At 71.8% G+C, this 16591-nt stretch carries 13 protein-coding genes; 7 read left to right on the top strand and 6 right to left on the bottom strand.

All coding sequences use genetic code 11. From position 1 onward, the window contains the following. Positions 1-10 precede the first annotated feature (10 nt). Together OG349_RS32830 and OG349_RS32825 are read right to left on the bottom strand one after the other, a co-directional pair. Positions 11-955: a D-2-hydroxyacid dehydrogenase family protein gene (locus OG349_RS32830; RefSeq protein WP_327238049.1), complete on the bottom strand. Its 945-nt coding sequence runs from the start codon at positions 953-955 to the stop codon at positions 11-13. A gap of 152 nt (positions 956-1107) precedes the next feature. Further along, entirely contained in the window at positions 1108-4428 is a 3321-nt protein-coding gene (locus OG349_RS32825; protein ID WP_327238048.1) for a S8 family peptidase, read from the bottom strand. Positions 4429-4722: 294 nt separating this feature from the next. Here OG349_RS32825 and OG349_RS32820 point away from each other — a divergent pair, with 294 nt between their 5' ends. After that, positions 4723-5982 carry a hypothetical protein gene (locus OG349_RS32820; RefSeq protein WP_327238047.1) on the top strand — a complete coding sequence of 420 codons (1260 nt, stop codon included), beginning with the start codon at positions 4723-4725 and terminating at the stop codon, positions 5980-5982. A 35-nt stretch (positions 5983-6017) separates the two neighbouring features. Then, positions 6018-6851, top strand: coding sequence for a M23 family metallopeptidase (locus tag OG349_RS32815; protein WP_327238046.1), 834 nt, complete (start codon positions 6018-6020; stop codon positions 6849-6851). Between the two features lie 49 nt (positions 6852-6900). Here the strand turns inward: OG349_RS32815 and OG349_RS32810 are convergent, their stop codons facing one another. Both OG349_RS32810 and OG349_RS32805 read right to left on the bottom strand, forming a co-directional pair. Further along, positions 6901-7563, bottom strand: coding sequence for a DNA-3-methyladenine glycosylase family protein (locus tag OG349_RS32810; protein ID WP_327238045.1), 663 nt, complete (start codon positions 7561-7563; stop codon positions 6901-6903). Next, positions 7560-8495, bottom strand: coding sequence for a pyridoxamine 5'-phosphate oxidase family protein (locus OG349_RS32805; RefSeq protein ID WP_327238044.1), 936 nt, complete (start codon positions 8493-8495; stop codon positions 7560-7562). The genes OG349_RS32810 and OG349_RS32805 overlap by 4 nt, the downstream gene beginning before the upstream one ends. 129 nt (positions 8496-8624) lie before the next feature. Between OG349_RS32805 and OG349_RS32800 the strand changes: the two genes are divergently transcribed. Further along, positions 8625-9287 (top strand): CGNR zinc finger domain-containing protein, encoded by a 663-nt coding sequence (locus tag OG349_RS32800; protein ID WP_327238043.1) that lies wholly within the window; start codon positions 8625-8627, stop codon positions 9285-9287. A gap of 35 nt (positions 9288-9322) precedes the next feature. Here the strand turns inward: OG349_RS32800 and OG349_RS32795 are convergent, their stop codons facing one another. After that, the gene (locus tag OG349_RS32795; RefSeq protein ID WP_327238042.1) at positions 9323-10420 is read right to left on the bottom strand and encodes a glutamate--cysteine ligase; all 1098 of its coding nucleotides are present in this window, start codon (positions 10418-10420) and stop codon (positions 9323-9325) included. Positions 10421-10628: 208 nt separating this feature from the next. Here OG349_RS32795 and pgm point away from each other — a divergent pair, with 208 nt between their 5' ends. The 3 genes from pgm to OG349_RS32780 all read left to right on the top strand — a co-directional run bounded on the left by pgm (position 10629) and on the right by OG349_RS32780 (position 14613). Further along, the gene (gene pgm / locus OG349_RS32790; RefSeq protein ID WP_327238041.1) at positions 10629-12269 is read left to right on the top strand and encodes a phosphoglucomutase (alpha-D-glucose-1,6-bisphosphate-dependent); all 1641 of its coding nucleotides are present in this window, start codon (positions 10629-10631) and stop codon (positions 12267-12269) included. Positions 12270-12553: 284 nt separating this feature from the next. Then, a complete protein-coding gene (ctaD, locus tag OG349_RS32785; RefSeq protein WP_442806441.1) occupies positions 12554-14275 on the top strand; it encodes an aa3-type cytochrome oxidase subunit I in 1722 nt (573 codons plus the stop codon). Further along, a complete protein-coding gene (locus tag OG349_RS32780; protein ID WP_327238039.1) occupies positions 14272-14613 on the top strand; it encodes a hypothetical protein in 342 nt (113 codons plus the stop codon). The genes ctaD and OG349_RS32780 overlap by 4 nt, the downstream gene beginning before the upstream one ends. A gap of 4 nt (positions 14614-14617) precedes the next feature. Here the strand turns inward: OG349_RS32780 and OG349_RS32775 are convergent, their stop codons facing one another. Next, a complete protein-coding gene (locus OG349_RS32775; RefSeq protein ID WP_327238038.1) occupies positions 14618-15505 on the bottom strand; it encodes an aldo/keto reductase in 888 nt (295 codons plus the stop codon). A 208-nt stretch (positions 15506-15713) separates the two neighbouring features. Here OG349_RS32775 and OG349_RS32770 point away from each other — a divergent pair, with 208 nt between their 5' ends. Further along, a complete protein-coding gene (locus OG349_RS32770) occupies positions 15714-16577 on the top strand; it encodes a helix-turn-helix domain-containing protein (protein WP_327238037.1) in 864 nt (287 codons plus the stop codon). The last annotated feature ends 14 nt before the right edge of the window (positions 16578-16591 follow it).

Raw genomic sequence — 16591 nt, 5'->3', positions numbered from 1 at the left:
AGCGGGTGCGTCAGGGTGTGATCGTACGGACGGGCGCGCCGGCCCGGTAGGCGGCGATGTCCTCCACCGCGCCTCCGTAGAAGACGCGGTACGTCTCCTCGGTGACGTACCCGAGGTGCGGGGTCAGCACCGTGCGCGGCGCGCTACGGAGCGGGTCGTCGGCGGGCAGGGGCTCCACGTCGTAGACGTCGAGCCCGGCCCCGGCGATCCGGCCCTCGCGCAGGGCCTCGACGAGGGCGTCCGTGTCGACGAGCGGGCCGCGTGAGGTGTTGACGAAGTAGGCGCCGGGCTTCATGAGCGCCAGCTCGCGGCGGCCGACGAGGCCGGTGCTGCGGGCGCTGAGCTTGTAGTGCAGGGTCACCACGTCGGCCGTCGAGAACAGCGTGTCCTTGCCGACCGGTTCGGCGCCGCACGCGCGGGCGTGCGCGGGATCGAGGTGGGTGCTCCAGGCGATCACCCGCATGCCGAAGGCGTTGCCGACGGCGGCGACCCGCGCGCCCAGCCGTCCCAGGCCGACCACGCCGAGCGTACGTCCGTGCAGGTCACCGCCGAGGGTGTGCTGCCACTCCCCCCGGCGCATCCCGGCGGCCTCCTCGGGGAGGTGCCGTATCAGGGAGAGGATGAGGCCCCAGGTCAGCTCGGGGGTGGCGTACGGCTTGCTCTCCGTGCCGCAGACCGTGACGCCGTGGCGGTGCGCGGCCGCGACGTCGATCGACGCGTTGGCGGCGCCGGTGGTGACGAGCAGCCTCAGGTCGGGCAGGCGGGCGAAGCGCTCTTCCGTGAACGGGGTGCGTTCGCGCATCGCGACGACGACGTCGTGGCCGCGCAGGGCGTCGGCGAGTGTGTCGGTGTCGGCGAGGTGTTCGTGCAGGAAGGTGACCTCGGCGTCGAGGCTGTGCCAGTCACCGAAGCGGTGAGCGGCCTTCTGGTAGTCGTCCAACACGGCGACGCGCACGGTCGTTCCTCCCTGCCTGGCTGCTGACGACCGAAGCCTACGTGGGCGGCTCCGGCGCACCACTCCCGGGCATGACACCGCGCCCGGGGAGTGGTGCTGATCCCCCGGGCGCGGCCGGTGCGCGGTGCTGGTCCTCCCGCCGTGTCCGGCGCCTACTTGAGCAGGTAGGCCTTCACGACGGTCACGTCGTACGTGTAGCCCTTCGTGTCCGTGAGTTTCGCCTTGAAGGAGACCGAGGTGGCCTTCTTCGGGTGGCTGAGCGTCAGGCTCCGCTTCCCGTCCTTCGCGGTGGTGACCGGAGCCTTGGCCCACTTCGTCCCACCGTCGTACGAGACCTGTACGGACAGGGACTTGAAGCCCTTGCCCGCCGCCGTGCCGTCGATCGCCAGCGGGACGGTGAGCTTCTTGCCGGCGGCCGCGGTGCTGGCCAGGTCGAGCTTCGGGAGGAAGCGGACCGTGGACAGCGGGAGCTTCGCGCCTGTGGTCGGCGGCCGCTTCGAGACGAACGACCAGGAGGCGACGAGCCGGGTGGTGACGCCGGCCAGCGCGGTGGAGCGGGTCGCGTCGGTGCTGACGACGTAACGCGCCGACGTGGCGGGCAGGTTCTCGACGATCTGGCAGAGGTCCTCGCGCCGGTCGAGGATCTTGTTGCCGTCGGCGGTGATCACCGTGCGCTGCTTGGTCGCCGAGGACTGGCCCCAGTGCCCGGCCCCGTCGGTGAATTCGTCGACGCAGACGAGCATGGCGTCGCCCTGCCGCTCGCCGCTGTACGGGCCCACCCGGGGGCTGAACACGCCCACGTTGTAGGTCTTCGTGTACGTCTTCTTCGCCTGGTACGTCTTCGCGCCGTCGGAGCCGAGGTACACGCCGTCCTCGTCCCCGCTCTGCTGCTGGCCCACGCCGAACTCCCACGTGAAGCCCTTGGGGGCCGTGACGTAGGTCTTCGCCGTGGCGGGCAGGGCGAACAGCTGGGTCCCGGTGCCTATCCCGTCGTCGTTCACGCTCCAGAACGAACTGACGTAGCCCGTGCGCTTCTTGGCGGAGGCGCCGATCCTGACGTTCACCAGGGCGAGTTCACCGGTCGTCGCCTTGTGGCTGAACCCGGTGTAGGCCGAACCGGCGCGGTTGTAGAGCAGGTGGTAGTTCGTGCTGCCCTGCTGCCAGAGGGAGCCCACCTGGGCGTTGAACTGCCCGGCGGGGAGCGCCGCGCCGATCTGGGCCGTGGAGACGCCCTTGAAGCTGTCCAGGAACCAGGTGGAGCCGAACGTGTGGCCCGTGTCCAGCAGGTAGTTCGTGTAGGCGGTGATCTCCTTCGCCTTGCCCGGTGGTGTGATGCTCACCGGCTTCGCCTTGCGGGCGTCGAACGTGAGTGTGGCGTTCTTCGAGACGTCGTACTTCGGCCGCACCAGCAGCGCGAGGGCCGGAGCCCCGCCGGTCTTCGGGCCCTCCACCGCCACGTCGAAGAGGTACGTGCCCTTGGGGACCCTGACCTTCACGGTCCCGTCGCCGTCCGCGTCGTACGGGGACTCCCATACGCCGTTGTGGTGCCCGACGACCTCCGCCGCGCTGCCCGTGGGCTTGCCCTTGGCGTCGATGAACTTGAGCGTGAGGTCGTACGACTCCTCCTCACGGATGACGCCGAAGGACGTGAGCGCCCGCTGTCCGCCCTCGGTGGCCGTGGCGACGACGGAGCCGGTGTAGGCGCCGTCCGGTCCGGCGACACGGGTGTCCGAGGTGAGGACGGCGTCCGCGGTGCCGCCCGCCGGCACGGTCAGCCGGCCGGTGTCGAGGACGAAGGCGCCGGCCGGGGCCGCTTTGCCGTCGGGACCCGTGGCGGCGATGGAGAGGTCGAGGGTGACCGGGGTGTCGCCGTTGTTGCGGTACGTGACCGTCTGCGATCCGGGCTTGTCGTCCGCGTGCGGCCACTGCTGCACACCGAAGCTCACGGAGGTCTGGTCGCTCACGACCGACTGCGTGACGGCCCGGGCCACGTCCACCCGGCCGGTGCCCTGCTGGTACGCGGAGAGTCCGGCGCCGGGCGCGGTGGAGGCGGTGAGCGCCTGCTTGATCCGCGCGCCGGTCCAGTCCGGGTGCTCCTGGGACAGGATCGCCGCGGCTCCCGCCACGTGCGGGGTGGCCATGGACGTACCGGACAGGGCCACGTATCCGTCGGCCGCCGGGTCGCCGATCTGGCCCTGGGCCGCCTTGGCGGCCACGATGTCCACGCCGGGCGCGGTGAGGTCCGGCTTCAGCGTTCCGTCGGACGCCGGTCCGGTGCTGGAGAACTCGGCGAGCTTGTCGGCGTGGTCGACGGCGCCGACGGTGAGGGCCGCCGCCGCGCTGCCCGGGGAACCGACGGTGCGCGCGCCGGGTCCTTCGTTGCCCGCCGCGACGACGAAGAGGATGCCCTTCTCGGCGGAGAGCTTGTTCACCGCCGCCTCGATCGGGTCCACCTCCGGGGAGTCGTACCCGCCGAGGCTGAGGTTGGCCACCTTGGCGCCCTGGTCGGCGGCCCACTGCATGCCGGCGACGATCCCGGACTCGTCACCCGAGCCGGAGTCGTCCAGGACCTTGCCGTCGAGGATCTTCGCACCGGGCGCGACCCCCTTGTACTTCCCGCCGGACCTGGCCCCGGAGCCCGCCGCGATGGACGCGACGTGGGTGCCGTGGCCCACGTGGTCGACGGTGTTGCCCGCCCCGGAGAAGTCCTTCTGCGCGATCTCGCTGCCCTGGAGATCGGGGTGCGTCTCGTCGACCCCGGTGTCCAGTACGGCGATCTTCACGCCCTCGCCGTCGTACCCGGCCTGCCAGGCGGCCGGCGCGCCGATCTGCGCGACGCTCCGGTCCAGGCTCGCCTCACGTTTGCCGTCGAGCCAGACGCGCCCGATGCCTGCCCCGGCGACCCGCGCCGCACTCCCCCGCGTGTCCGGGGCGGTGAGCGCCTGCCACACCTCCGAGGAGGCCGCCTTCGGCGCGGTCACCGCCTCCGCGGAGAGCACCGGCAGGCTGCGGCGGACCGACACGTCGGCCGCCGCGAAGGCGGACTTCGCCCGCGCCTTCTGCGGGGTGTACGACACGATGAGCGGCAGCGTCGTACGGTGCGCGTCGTCGTACCCGTCCGCGAGCAGTCCGGTGATGTCGAAGAGCCGGCGGTCCAGCTTCCCCTGGGACACCAGTTTCGCCGCGTCGGCCGGCAGGACGTACGTCCGGCCCTCGAAGCGGCGTACCGCCATGGCGATGTGGCCGCGGCCCTCGGCGGGCCGCACCCGGCTGACCCGGCCCTTCGCGTCCGCGTAGACCCGGTCGCCGGTGATCAGGGTGAGGACGGAGGACGCACCGCCGGTCCGCGGCGCCTCCCCCGCCGGAGTCCCGCCGGTATGCGGTGCCGCCGCGGTCACGCCCGTCGTGAGGCCCGCCGTGAGCAGGGCGGCGACCATGGCCGCGCCCGCCCTCGTTCTCTTGCTTCTGAGCAAGTCTCCCCCAACGCTGAAGTGAGTTCGGACCTCAACTGTGCTTATTTGAGTCTCAGTTGAGGTCCACGCGATCAGTTGAGATCACGTTTGAACAGAAGAGGTGATTTCCGCGCGACGGGTTCCTTCGGGGTCGACATTCGCCGGGAAGGCATCGGAAACACGCCAGGAACACGTCCGAGAATCACACCCGGACTTGATGTGGACATGGCATACTTGCCGCCGACGCTGGTCACGTCACTCGCAAGAGATCCGCTCCATCACGTTCCGACACCTCCGAACGAGAGAGATGCGCGCATGCGTCACAGACGAGAGCGACTCCGCTGGGTGACCGGACTCCTGTCGGCACTCGCCCTGCTGGGGCCGGCGGTGACCGCGTCACCGGCCGTGGCGGCCGACACCCAAAAATCCACGCGCGTAGCGCAGGGTCCGGTCACCTGGTCCGCCGACCTGTCGCGGGTCGACGCCGACGACGTCAACGTCAGCTTCGCGCATGGTGCGTTGGGCCTCCGCCGTACGGACACCCGCGTGACCGCCACCACGGCCGGCGAGCGGGGGTACGGCACGCAGGTCCTCGCGCCGAGGACGCTCGACCGTCCCGTCAACCGGGTCAGGGCCGAGCTGTCCGCCCGTACCCCCTCCGGCGCGCGGGTCACCGTCGAGGTCCGGGGACGGTCCGCCGAGGGCACCTGGACCGAGTGGCGCGAGGTGGAAGGCACCACCGCGGTGGCCCTGCCCCGTACGGTCGCCGCCGTCCAGGCCCGCCTCACGCTGTGGGACGAGGACGGGCGCGCACGGGTCGACGGACTGCGGCTGACCGCCGACCGCGGCCCCGGGCCGCGGGCCGCCGGGGCCGCTGCCGCCGCCGTCAGCGCCCGGGTCTTCGCGACCCGCGAGGGGCTCGTCGGCCGGACGACGGCCAACGGCCATGTCATCCAGCCGAACGACCACTTCGTCGCCCTGCCCTCCCGGCGCGGCCTGTCGCCGAACGGCAGCGGCCAGTACTCCGTACGGGTCTGCGGCCCCGCCCGCTGCGAGACCGCGCCGGTCTGGGACGTCGGCCCGTGGAACACCCGGGACGACTACTGGAATCCGTCGTCGGTCCGGGAGAGCTTCAAGGACCTGCCGCAGGGCAGGCCCGAGGCGCAGGCGGCGTACGAGAGCGGGTACAACGGCGGCCGCGACGGCTCGGGCCGGCTGGTGGCGAACCCGGCCGGCATCGATCTCGCGGACGGCACCTTCGCCGACATCGGCCTGGCGGACAACGGCTGGGTGACCGTCACCTACCTCTGGACCGGCGGCTCGGCGGGCACGTCCTTCCCCACCTGGGGCACGGACGTACGGGTCCGGGAGCAGCCGACCACCCGGTCCCGCGAGGTGTCACGGCTGCCGGGGCCCACCCGGGTCACCGTCTCGTGCCAGGTGCACGGCGAGCGGATCACGGTGGAGGGCATCACCAACGACGGCTGGGCCTATCTGCCGGACCACGGCGGCTATGTCTCGAACATCTTCATCGATGTGCCCGAGGCCTGGCTTCCCGGAGTCCCGACATGCTGACCGTCCCCGTCCCTGCCCGGCGAAGGAGCACTCCCGTGCGACACGAGCGCCTCTCCCCGCACCGGCGGCTGTGGTCCGTCCTCGTCACCGTGCTGCTCGCGGCGGTCGGCCTCACGGCCGCTCCCGCCCAGGCGCGTACCCCGGCCGAGGACGGCCCCCGTACCGCCCTGCTGGCACCGAACTTCAAAGCGCCCTTCCCCTGCGGCCAGCGATGGACCCTGAGCCATCATTCGGCCGAGGTGCGCCGCGCCCTGGACTTCGTGCGCGCCGACGGCGGCGCCACCGCGGGCACCCCGGTCCTGGCCTCCGCCGCCGGCACGGCGACCCGGATGTCACAGCCCGGTGGCGCGGGCAACTACATCGTGATCGACCACGGCGGCGGCTGGCAGACCTACTACTTCCACCTGGCCTCCTACTCGGTGGCGAGCGGCGCCTCCGTGGGTCAGGGGCAGCAGATCGGCGTCACCGGCTCCACCGGCAACTCCTCGGGCGCGCACATCCATTACGAGCAGCTGCTCAACGGCTCCGGCCAGAACATCGTCATCAACGGCGGCGCGCTGCCCTACCCGTCCCAGTACAACCAGTCCTACCTGACCAGCGACAACGGCTGCGGGGGCGGGGGCACCAACTTCCGTACGTGGGGCACGGACATCCGGGTCAGGGCCGACGCCTTCCTCACCTCGCCCGTGGTGACGGTCCTGCCGGGTCCGACCGACGTGTTCGTGGTCTGCCAGAAGCAGGGGGACACCGTCAACGCCGAGGGCTACAGCAACCGTTGGTGGAGCAAGCTGCGCGACCAGGGCGGTTTTGTCTCCAACATCTACATCGACCATCCCGCGGCCCAGCTCCCCGGCGTTCCCCTCTGCTGACCGCCCTCACACCGCCTGGCCCACCCCCACCCACCGCCCCGGCGCCGCCTCAGCGCGCCGGGGCGGCCGGGGTCTCCGGCGGGCGCAGCGACGCCCAGAGGAGTGCGGAGGCGTAGGAGCGGTACGGCGACCAGGCGGCGGTGCGCCGTTCGACGTCCCGTGGGGTGGGGAGGGCGTCCAGGCCCCAGCCGCGCTCGACGGCCCGGCGGATCCCGACGTCGCCCACGGGGAGGACGTCGGAGCGCCTGAGCTGGTGCAGGAGGAACATCTCCGCCGTCCACCGGCCCAGTCCGCGGACGGCGGTGAGGGCCGCCACGGCCTCGGCGTCGGTGAGCCCGTCCAGCCCGTCCACGTCGATCAGACCGCCCAGCTGGCTCTCGGCGAGGGCGAGCAGGTACGACGCCTTGGCGTGCGAGAGCCCGCAGGCGCGGAGCCGTTCGGGGCCGAGCGCGACGATGCCCGCTGGATCGGGCAGGGCGCCGGTCGCGGCCCGGATCCGGTCGAAGAGCACGAACGCCACCGCCGTCGAGATCTGCTGGCCGGCGATGTGCAGCACCAGGGCCGCGAACCGGTCGTCCTCCGTCCGCCCGCCGTCGTCCCAGCGGAACGGGTCGGGACGGCCGTACGAGGCGGTCAGGCGCCCCAGGACCGGGTCCAGGCGGGCCAGTTCGCCGTACGGGTCGCCGGTGGCCGCGTCGGGTCCTGTGCTCACGGTGTCTCCTGGCCGGGGGTGTCGGTGAGGGGCGGGTTGCGCGGGTACGGGGCGACCGCTTCGCCGAGCACCGGGACCGTGGTCGTGACGACGTGGCGCGGGGTGAAGCGCACCCGCCGTCCCGTGCCGCCGTCGTCACCGGGGACACCCGGCGCGGTCCAGTCGACGGCCGCCGTGCCGGACAGCTGGAGGGTCGTGCCGGTGGTGAAGTCCAGGAAGAGGAGGGCGGCGGTGCTGTCGGCGGCCAGATTGCCCAGGCTGTTGAACATGTTGTTGCCCGGATAGTCGGGCCACCACAGGCCGTCGCTGTCGGCCCGTACGAAGCCGGGGGTGCCGCCCCGGTGGGAGGCGTCGGCGCCCCGGGTCGGGTGGGCCGTCCCCAGGAAGAAGGTGTCGGCCGCCCGGATCAGCCGGACGTCGTCGGCGTGCAGTGAGCCGCCCGACCGCACCTCGGGGACCCGGGTGCCCGCGCGGCCCGGCGGGCGGTGGAGGTGGCGCCGCTGGATGTACTGGGGGCAGTTTCCGTACGCCTGGTCGACCGCGACCGTGAGCCCGGTCGGGCCGACCCCGGCCAGGAAGCCGTTGATCCGCAGCCGGCGGCGGGTGGCGAAGTCGATGGCGATCATGCCGGCCGGCTGGTCCGTGGCCAGGTCCGCGAGCGGGTCTCCGGGGGCGGGCAGGGCACGGACCTCCAGGGACCGGTCCCGCGCGACGAGGAAGCCGGGGGCGCCCGGCAGGGGTGAGGTCCAGAGCAGGCCGTCGTGGTCACGGGCGGTGAGGACGGCCAGGTCACGGTCGCGGAGGAAGATCGCCGCGCCCCCGCTCAGGTCGGGCGGGGCCAGCATCCCCGCCAGGCGGGCGGCCGGTCCGCCGACCCCGGCGCGCCGCTGCACCGCCAGCTCCCCCTCGTGGAAACCGGTCGGAACACCCATTCCCCTCACCCCTAACGCTTGGCGTGCACCTTAACCATTAGGTACGCGTCAAGACAATCACGTGCGGACCGGCTCGTCAAATGGATGGAACAATCGACAGCCATTAGGGGCCCGGTTAGGCTTGAGGACATGGAGAGCATTGATCCACCGGCCGCCGCTCCGCCGGGCGCCCCGCCGGCACCCCTCGGCGAACCCCTCCCGGTCGAGCTCATGAACACCGTCTGGGCGGACCGGGAGGGCGTGTACGACGCGCTGGTGGACGCGGGTGACCTGGCCAGGTGGCTGCGGGCCGTGGAGACGCGCTTCTCGCCGCGCCTGGAGCTGGACGGACTTGAGGCAGGGGCCGCGTCCGCCTCGGACCGGCCGCCCGTGGAGCGGTTCCGGGAGCTGCGAGACGCGCTGCGGCGGCTGGCCGCCGTGGCGACCGAGGACACCCGTCCGACGGCCGTCTCCCCGGTCGCCGACCTGGGCGTGGCCGTCGCCGCCGTGAACCGCGCCTGCGCGTACGCGCCCACCTGGTCCCAGCTGGCCTGGAACGCGGGCGAGCCGCCGGCACGCGCCGACGGCTCGTCGTACAGCCCGGAGGACCGGGCCCTGTCACGGATCGCCGAGGAGTCCGTACAGCTGTTCACCGGGCCGGACGCGGCCGAGCTGCGCGCCTGCCACGCCCCGGGCTGTGTGCGGTACTTCGTCCGGGCGCACCCGCGCCGGGAGTGGTGCTCGGCGGGCTGCGGCAACCGCGCCCGCGTCGCACGCCACTATCGCCGCCACCACCCGGGCGGGGTGTCCTGACCGGCCGGTCAGGACACCCCGCCCGACCCGGTCGGTCAGGCCGGGCCCGCCGACGTGCGCCGGGCGCACTCCGCGACCATTTCGCGCAAGCTCCCGGTCCGCTCGAACAGTTCGCGTTGTACGCGGGCGCCGTTGCCGGTCTTGAGCAGGTGGGCCACCGCGTCCTGCGCGGCGATCAGGTCCCCGCTGTCGTCCAGCGCGTCACGGACATGGGCGAGCAGCGCCCCCACGACGGACTCCGCGCGGTCCGGCTTCATGGTCTCGGGGTTGATCAGCTCGTCGTCCAGCCCGGACCGGCCGGCCCGCCACGCCGCCAGCCTCAGCAGCCCGACCCCCGGGTCGACCACCGGCTTGCCCGCCCGCCAGTCCCGGGCCGCCGTCTCCACCAACGCCCGGACCAGCGTGGCGATCAGCACCGTGGTGGAGGCGTCCAGGCAGACGTCCGCCACCCGGATCTCCACCGTCGGCCAGGCCGCCGAGAGCCGGGCGTCGAAGTAGATCATCCCGGTGTCGCGCAGGGCGCCGGTGCCGACCATGGCGTCGACCTGGGCGTGGTAGCGCTCGGCGGAGCCGAAGACCTCCACGGGCCCCGCCGACGGCCACCGGCCCCAGACACGGCTGCGGTAACTGCTGTACCGGGTGTCGTTGGTCTGCCAGAAGGGGGAGTTCGCGCTCATCGCGAGCAGGACCGACAGCCACGGCCGGATCCGGTCGAGCACCGCCACACCCTCGTCGTCCGACTCCACGGCCACATGGACGTGGCAGCCGCAGGTGATCTGCTCCTGCGCGGTCAGCCCGAACTGTTCCTTGAGCCAGTCGAAGCGCTCGCCCGGGTTGATGGACGGCCCCACCGTCAGCGGCGAGGTCGCCAGCGCGGCCACCGCGGCCCCGGCGTTCGCCGCGTGATCGGCCGCCTCCGCCCGCCACCTCATGATCTCCCGCGACAGTTCCCCCATGTCCGTCTGCGGATGGGTGGCGAACTCCAGCTGGGAACCGTGCAGTTCCAGCTCGAACACGTCCGCGTCACTGCTGCCCCGGGAGGCGAAGGCCAGGACCGCCGCGGACAGTGCCCGGGGCTCGCCCGTCGAGGCGTCCACGAGCAACAGTTCTTCTTCCACACCCACACTGCGCACAACGACCGCCTTTCTTGGATACGGCACGTTCGCGCCGGGTGCTGCGTGTGCCCCGGTTCCGCGTCACCGAACGTGGCGAAGGCGGTGGGGTTCGCCGTACCGCGCCGGTATCGTGCGCAGCCCGGCGGGTCACCCGTCGTTATCCACGGTAACCCGGGATGATGAACCGATCGTCTGATCGCAGGGACCGATGTGGAGGAGTGGGCACATGCCACACGAACGAGCGGGACAGCCGGCGCGCCCGGAGGAGCTCACCGATGTCGCCCGCCTGGTGACCGCGTACTACGCCCTCCATCCCGACCTGGACGAACCGGGTCAGCGAGTGGCGTTCGGCACCTCGGGACACCGCGGGTCGTCGCTCGACACGGCGTTCAACGAGGACCACATCGCCGCGACCAGCCAGGCGATCTGTGAGTACCGCGCCGGCCAGGGCACCGACGGGCCCCTCTTCCTCGGCATCGACACCCACGCGCTCTCCGAGCCGGCCCGGGTGACCGCCGTCGAGGTGTTCGCCGCCAACGGTGTGACCCTGCTGCTCGACACGGCCGACGGCTACACCCCCACCCCGGCGGTGTCGCACGCGATCGTCACGTACAACCGGGGCCGCGCCTCCCACCTCGCCGACGGTGTGGTGGTCACCCCGTCGCACAATCCCCCCCGGGACGGCGGGTTCAAGTACAACCCGCCCAGCGGCGGTCCCGCCGGGTCGGACGCGACCGGCTGGATCCAGGACCGGGCCAACGCGATCATCGCGGCCGGCCTCAAGGATGTACGGCGCCTGCCGTACACCCGCGCCCTCGCCGCCGAAACGACGGGCCGTTACGATTTCCTCGGCGGTTACGTGGCCGACCTGCCCGCCGTACTGGACCTGGACGCGGTCCGCGCGGCGGGGGTACGGATCGGCGCCGACCCGCTCGGCGGAGCGTCGGTCGGCTACTGGGGCCGGATCGCCGAACAGCACCGGATCGACCTGACCGTGATCAATCCCCTGGCCGACCCCACCTGGCGGTTCATGACGCTGGACTGGGACGGCAGAATCCGGATGGACTGCTCGTCGCCGTACGCGATGGCCTCGCTCATCGAGGGGCGCGACCGGTTCGCGATCACCACCGGCAACGACGCCGACGCCGACCGGCACGGCATCGTCACCCCGGACGCCGGGCTGATGAACCCCAACCACTACCTGGCCGCCGCCATCGGCTATCTGTACGCGCACCGCGACCGGTGGCCGGCCGGCGCGGGCATCGGCAAGACCCTGGTGTCCTCCGGGATGATCGACCGGGTCGCCGCCGATCTCGGCCGCCGGCTGGTGGAAGTCCCGGTCGGGTTCAAGTGGTTCGTGGACGGGCTGTCCGACGGATCGATCGGCTTCGGCGGGGAGGAGTCGGCGGGCGCGTCGTTCCTGCGGCGCGACGGTTCGGTGTGGACCACCGACAAGGACGGCATCATCCTCGCGCTGCTCGCCTCCGAGATCCTCGCGGTCACCGGCAAGACCCCCTCCGAGCACTACGGCGCGCTGACGGCCCGCTTCGGCGAGCCCGCCTACGCGCGCATCGACGCCGCCGCCACCCGCGAGGAGAAGGCGATCCTGGGGCGGCTCTCGCCCGACCAGGTCACGGCCGACACCCTCGCGGGGGAGCCGGTGACGGCCGTGCTCACCGAGGCGCCCGGCAACGGCGCGGCCATCGGCGGCATCAAGGTGACCACGGAGAGCGCGTGGTTCGCCGCGCGCCCGTCGGGCACGGAGGACGTCTACAAGATCTACGCGGAGTCCTTCCAGGGCCCTGACCACCTCGCGCGGGTGCAGGAGGAGGCGAAGGCCGTCGTCGCGGCCGCCCTCGCGGGCTGAGACACCGCACAGGACTGCGCCGGGCCCGCCCCCGACCGGGGCGGCCCGGCGCTGTCCGTCGTGGACCCCTCACGTCCCTCTCCCGGGTGAAAGTTGCCGTGGTCCGCGACCGCCGGACACCGGGGCAACTCGCCGCCCCCGCAAGGCGGGCGGGACATACCGATACGCGATATGCGACGCGCCGGGAACGAGGCGGTGTCACCCGCCCGGTGAATCCGCCGCCATGCTGCTTGCCGAGTCCACCCGCGACCGTCGAGCCGGAGGAGAGCGTCGCAGTGACGACGATGGGCACGGAAGGGTCGGCCGAGGCCGACGAGAGCTATCAGAACAAAAAGCCGGTCGTGCGCAAGCGGCCCGGTTATATCATCGTGGGCTGGCTCACCACCACCGACCATAAGACGATCGGTTCGTTGTATCTCATCACCTCATTCGCCTTTTTCATCATCGGCGGGGTGCTGGCGCTCTTCATGCGCGCCGAACTGGCCCGCCCCGGCATCCAGATCATCTCGCACGAGCAGTTCAACCAGGCGTTCACGCTGCACGGCACGATCATGCTGCTGATGTTCGCGACCCCGCTGTTCGCCGGGTTCACCAACTGGATCATGCCGCTCCAGATCGGCGCGCCCGACGTGGCGTTCCCCCGGCTCAACGGACTCGCCTACTGGCTGTACCTCTTCGGGTCGCTCATCGTCGTCAGCGGTCTCCTGACGCCCAACGGCGCCGCCGACTTCGGCTGGTTCGCCTACTCCCCGCTCACCGACATCGTCCGCTCGCCGGGCATCGGCGGAGACCTGTGGGTCATGGGTCTGGCGCTGTCGGGCTTCGGCACCATTCTCGGTTCCGTCAACTTCATCACCACGATCATCTGCATGCGCGCGCCCGGCATGACGATGTTCCGCATGCCGATCTTCACCTGGAACGTGCTGCTCACAGCCCTGTTGGTGCTGTTCGCCTTCCCCGTCCTGGCGGCGGCGCTGCTCGCCCTGGAGGCGGACCGCAAGTTCGGCGCGCACGTCTTCGACCCGGCCAACGGGGGCGCGCTGTTGTGGCAGCACCTCTTCTGGTTCTTCGGTCATCCCGAGGTGTACATCATCGCCCTGCCCTTCTTCGGGATCGTGACCGAGATCCTGCCCGTCTTCAGCCGCAAGCCGGTCTTCGGCTACATCGGGCTGGTGGCGGCGACCATCTCGATCGCGGGCCTCTCGATCACGGTGTGGGCCCACCACATGTTCGTCACGGGCGGGGTGCTGCTGCCGTTCTTCTCGTTCATGACCTTCCTGATCGCCGTACCGACCGGGGTGAAGTTCTTCAACTGGATCGGCACGATCTGGAAGGGCTCACTGTCGATGGAGACACCGATGCTCTGGTCGGTCGGATTCCTGGTCACGTTCCTCTTCGGCGGACTGACCGGCATCATCCTGGCCTCGCCGCCGCTGGACTTCCACGTCTCCGACTCGTACTTCGTCGTCGCGCACTTCCATTACGTGGTGTTCGGCACCGTGGTGTTCGCGATGTTCGCCGGATTCCATTTCTGGTGGCCCAAGTTCACCGGGAAGATGCTGGACGAACGGCTCGGCAAAATGACCTTCTGGACGCTGTTCTGCGGTTTCCACGGGACGTTCCTGGTGCAGCACTGGCTGGGCGCGGAAGGCATGCCCCGCCGGTACGCGGACTATCTCGCCGCCGACGGGTTCACCGCGCTCAACATGGTCTCCTCGATCAGCGCGTTTGTCCTCGGCCTGTCGATGCTGCCGTTCTTCTACAACGTCTGGAAGACCACCAGGTACGGCAAGAAGGTCGAGGAGGACGACCCGTGGGGCTACGGCCGCTCGCTGGAGTGGGCGACCTCCTGCCCGCCCCCGCGGCACAACTTCCTCACGCTGCCGAAGATCCGCTCCGAGTCCCCCGCCTTCGACCTCCACCATCCGGCCATCCGGGCCCTGGAGGAGGAGAGCAACCGGCCCGTCGACTCCACGACCGTCGCGCCCGGCGACAAGCAGCGATGAAGCCGGAGGAGGACAGCGTCCGGGGGCTGGTCCAGCTGGAGGGCTACCTCCTCTGGAGCGCCGAGATCGAGGAGATCAACCGGCGGGCGGCCCTGTTCACCGCGCAGTTGCCCTGGCTGACCACCGCCCAGCGCGAGGACGTGGAGCGGGTGTACACCGCCGACCGGATCGCGGTGTCCAAGGCGGTGCTCGTACGGATCGCGGAGCGCGCCCACGAGTTGCGCGGCGAGTACACGGAGCGCTACGAGCAGCTCAGGACGCGCTGTGTGGCCACCGCGCTGGTGGCCGTCGGCGCGGCGACGGGCACCTGCGCGGCGTTCACCCTCCTGGTCCGCTGACGCGTCAGCCGGCCGCCGCGCCGAGCAGGGCCACGTCGGCCGGGTCGAGGACGAGGTCGGACGCCGCCATGTTCTGCTCCAGATGGGAGAGCGAGGCGGTGCCGGGGATCTGGACGATGGACGGCGACCGCGCGAGGCCCCAGGCGAGCGCCACCTGGTGCGCGGTCGCGCCGTGGCGCTCGGCGACCGCGCGCAGGTGGTCGTCGGCGAGGGTGCCGTGGCTGCCGCCCAGGGCGAAGAACGGCATGTACGCGATGCCGGCGGCCGCACAGGTGTCGACCAGCGCCACGTCCTCCTGGTCGAGCACACCGAAGCGGTTCTGCACCGCGGCGACCGGTGCGACGGCCCTGGCCTCGGCGAGTTGCCCGGCGGACACGTTGCTGACGCCGAGGTGGCGGATCAGCCCTTCGTCCCGCAGCGCGGCCAGGACGGCGAAGCGCTCGCCGAGCGGCGGGCCGCCCTTCGCGGAGAGCCGGCCCACCCGCAGATACACCAGGTCGAGGACGTCGACGCCGAGTTCCCGCAGGTTCCGCTCCACCTCCGGACGCAGTTGCCCGGCGGTGGCCTCCCCGTACATCTCGCCGTCCGGGTTCCGCAGCGGGCCGACCTTGGTGGCGATCGTCAGATCGGCGGGGTACGGGTACAGCGCCTCGCGCAGCAGGTCGTTCGCGCGCACGTCGCCGGAGAAGTAGAAGGCGGCGGTGTCCAGGTGGCGGGCGCCCAGCTCGACTGCCCGGCGCGCGACCGCCAGCGCGGCGTTCCGGTCGTGGGCGGAGCCGTTCCGCGCGACCGGCAGCTGCATCGCGCCGAAGCCCAGCCGGGGAATCGTGGTGGTACCGCCGAGCGGGAAGTCGCGCCGGGGGGCGGGGCCGGGTGCGGAGGAGGGAGTCATGGGGGAAGCATGCTCACGCGCGCGCCGGATGATCAAGGCCGCCGCCCGCGCTACCGGGAACCACCCCCGGACCGCCCCGGAACCGCCCCGTACCCGCCCCGGGCCCGCCCCGGAAGAACTCGGCGTTTTCTCCCAACAAGCCGTGCTCAGCGGCCTGTTGCTGTGGCAGACTGCCCGGCGGCGCGTCCGCGAAGCTGGGGGGTGGAGTGTGAGCGAGCCACGGTCGGCACCGACGGTCGGTCAGCTCGTCCTCAGCAGGCGGCTGCGCGTACTGCGGGAGAAGGCCGGCCTCACCCGTGAACAGGCCGGTGCGTTGCTCCGGGTCACCGCCGCCACCGTCCGCCGGATGGAGGCGGCCGAGGTCGGGCTCAAGATCCCGTACGTCCAGATGCTGCTGCCCGCGTACGGCGTGCCGGAGCCGGAGATCGCGGTGTTCCTCCAGCTGGCGGACGAGGCGAGCCGGCCGGGCTGGTGGCAGCATTTCCACGACATCCTGCCGGACTGGTTCAGCGGTTACGTCAGCCTCGAAGAGGCCGCCAGGACCATCCGTACGTACGAGCCGCACTTCGTGCCCGGCCTGCTCCAGACCGAGGAGTACGCCCGGGCGATCCTCGCGCCGGGCGCGCTGGGCCTGGCGAGCAGCCCCGCGCGGATCGAGCGCCAGGTCGCGCTGCGGCTGGAGCGCCAGACGCTGCTCACCCGCTCCGACGCCCCGGTCGTCTGGGCCGTGCTGGACGAGACGGTGCTGCGCCGGCCCGTCGGCTCGCCCGCGCTGATGCGGGCGCAGATCGACCGGCTGCTGGAGGCCTCCGAACTGCCCCACGTGACCATCCAGATGGCGGAGTTCGCGTCCGGCCACCACCCGGGGACGTACAGCCCCTTCACCCTCTTCCGCTTCGACCTCCCCGAACTGCCCGACATGGTCTACATCGAGCACCTGACCGGGGCGCTGTACCTCGACGGGCACGCCGAGGTGACGGCGCACATGGAGGCGATGGACCGGATGGTCGCGCACGCGGAGTCCGCGCACCGCACCCGCCGGCTCATCGCCGGAATCCGCGCCGAGCTGTGAGCCCGGCCGTCCAC

Origin of the sequence: Streptomyces sp. NBC_01317, from assembly GCF_035961655.1 — a bacterium.
Taxonomy (GTDB): domain Bacteria; phylum Actinomycetota; class Actinomycetes; order Streptomycetales; family Streptomycetaceae; genus Streptomyces.
This window is presented reverse-complemented; position numbering and strand designations above follow the sequence as displayed.

Coding starts and splice junctions, on each gene's coding strand:
- OG349_RS32820 (WP_327238047.1), top strand. CDS start 4,723: ATGCGTCACAGACGAGAGCGACTCCGCTGGGTGACCGGACTCCTGTCG.
- OG349_RS32805 (WP_327238044.1), bottom strand. CDS start 8,495: ATGGGTGTTCCGACCGGTTTCCACGAGGGGGAGCTGGCGGTGCAGCGG.
- OG349_RS32800 (WP_327238043.1), top strand. CDS start 8,625: ATGGAGAGCATTGATCCACCGGCCGCCGCTCCGCCGGGCGCCCCGCCG.
- pgm (WP_327238041.1), top strand. CDS start 10,629: ATGCCACACGAACGAGCGGGACAGCCGGCGCGCCCGGAGGAGCTCACC.
- ctaD (WP_442806441.1), top strand. CDS start 12,554: ATGGGCACGGAAGGGTCGGCCGAGGCCGACGAGAGCTATCAGAACAAA.
- OG349_RS32780 (WP_327238039.1), top strand. CDS start 14,272: ATGAAGCCGGAGGAGGACAGCGTCCGGGGGCTGGTCCAGCTGGAGGGC.
- OG349_RS32775 (WP_327238038.1), bottom strand. CDS start 15,505: ATGACTCCCTCCTCCGCACCCGGCCCCGCCCCCCGGCGCGACTTCCCG.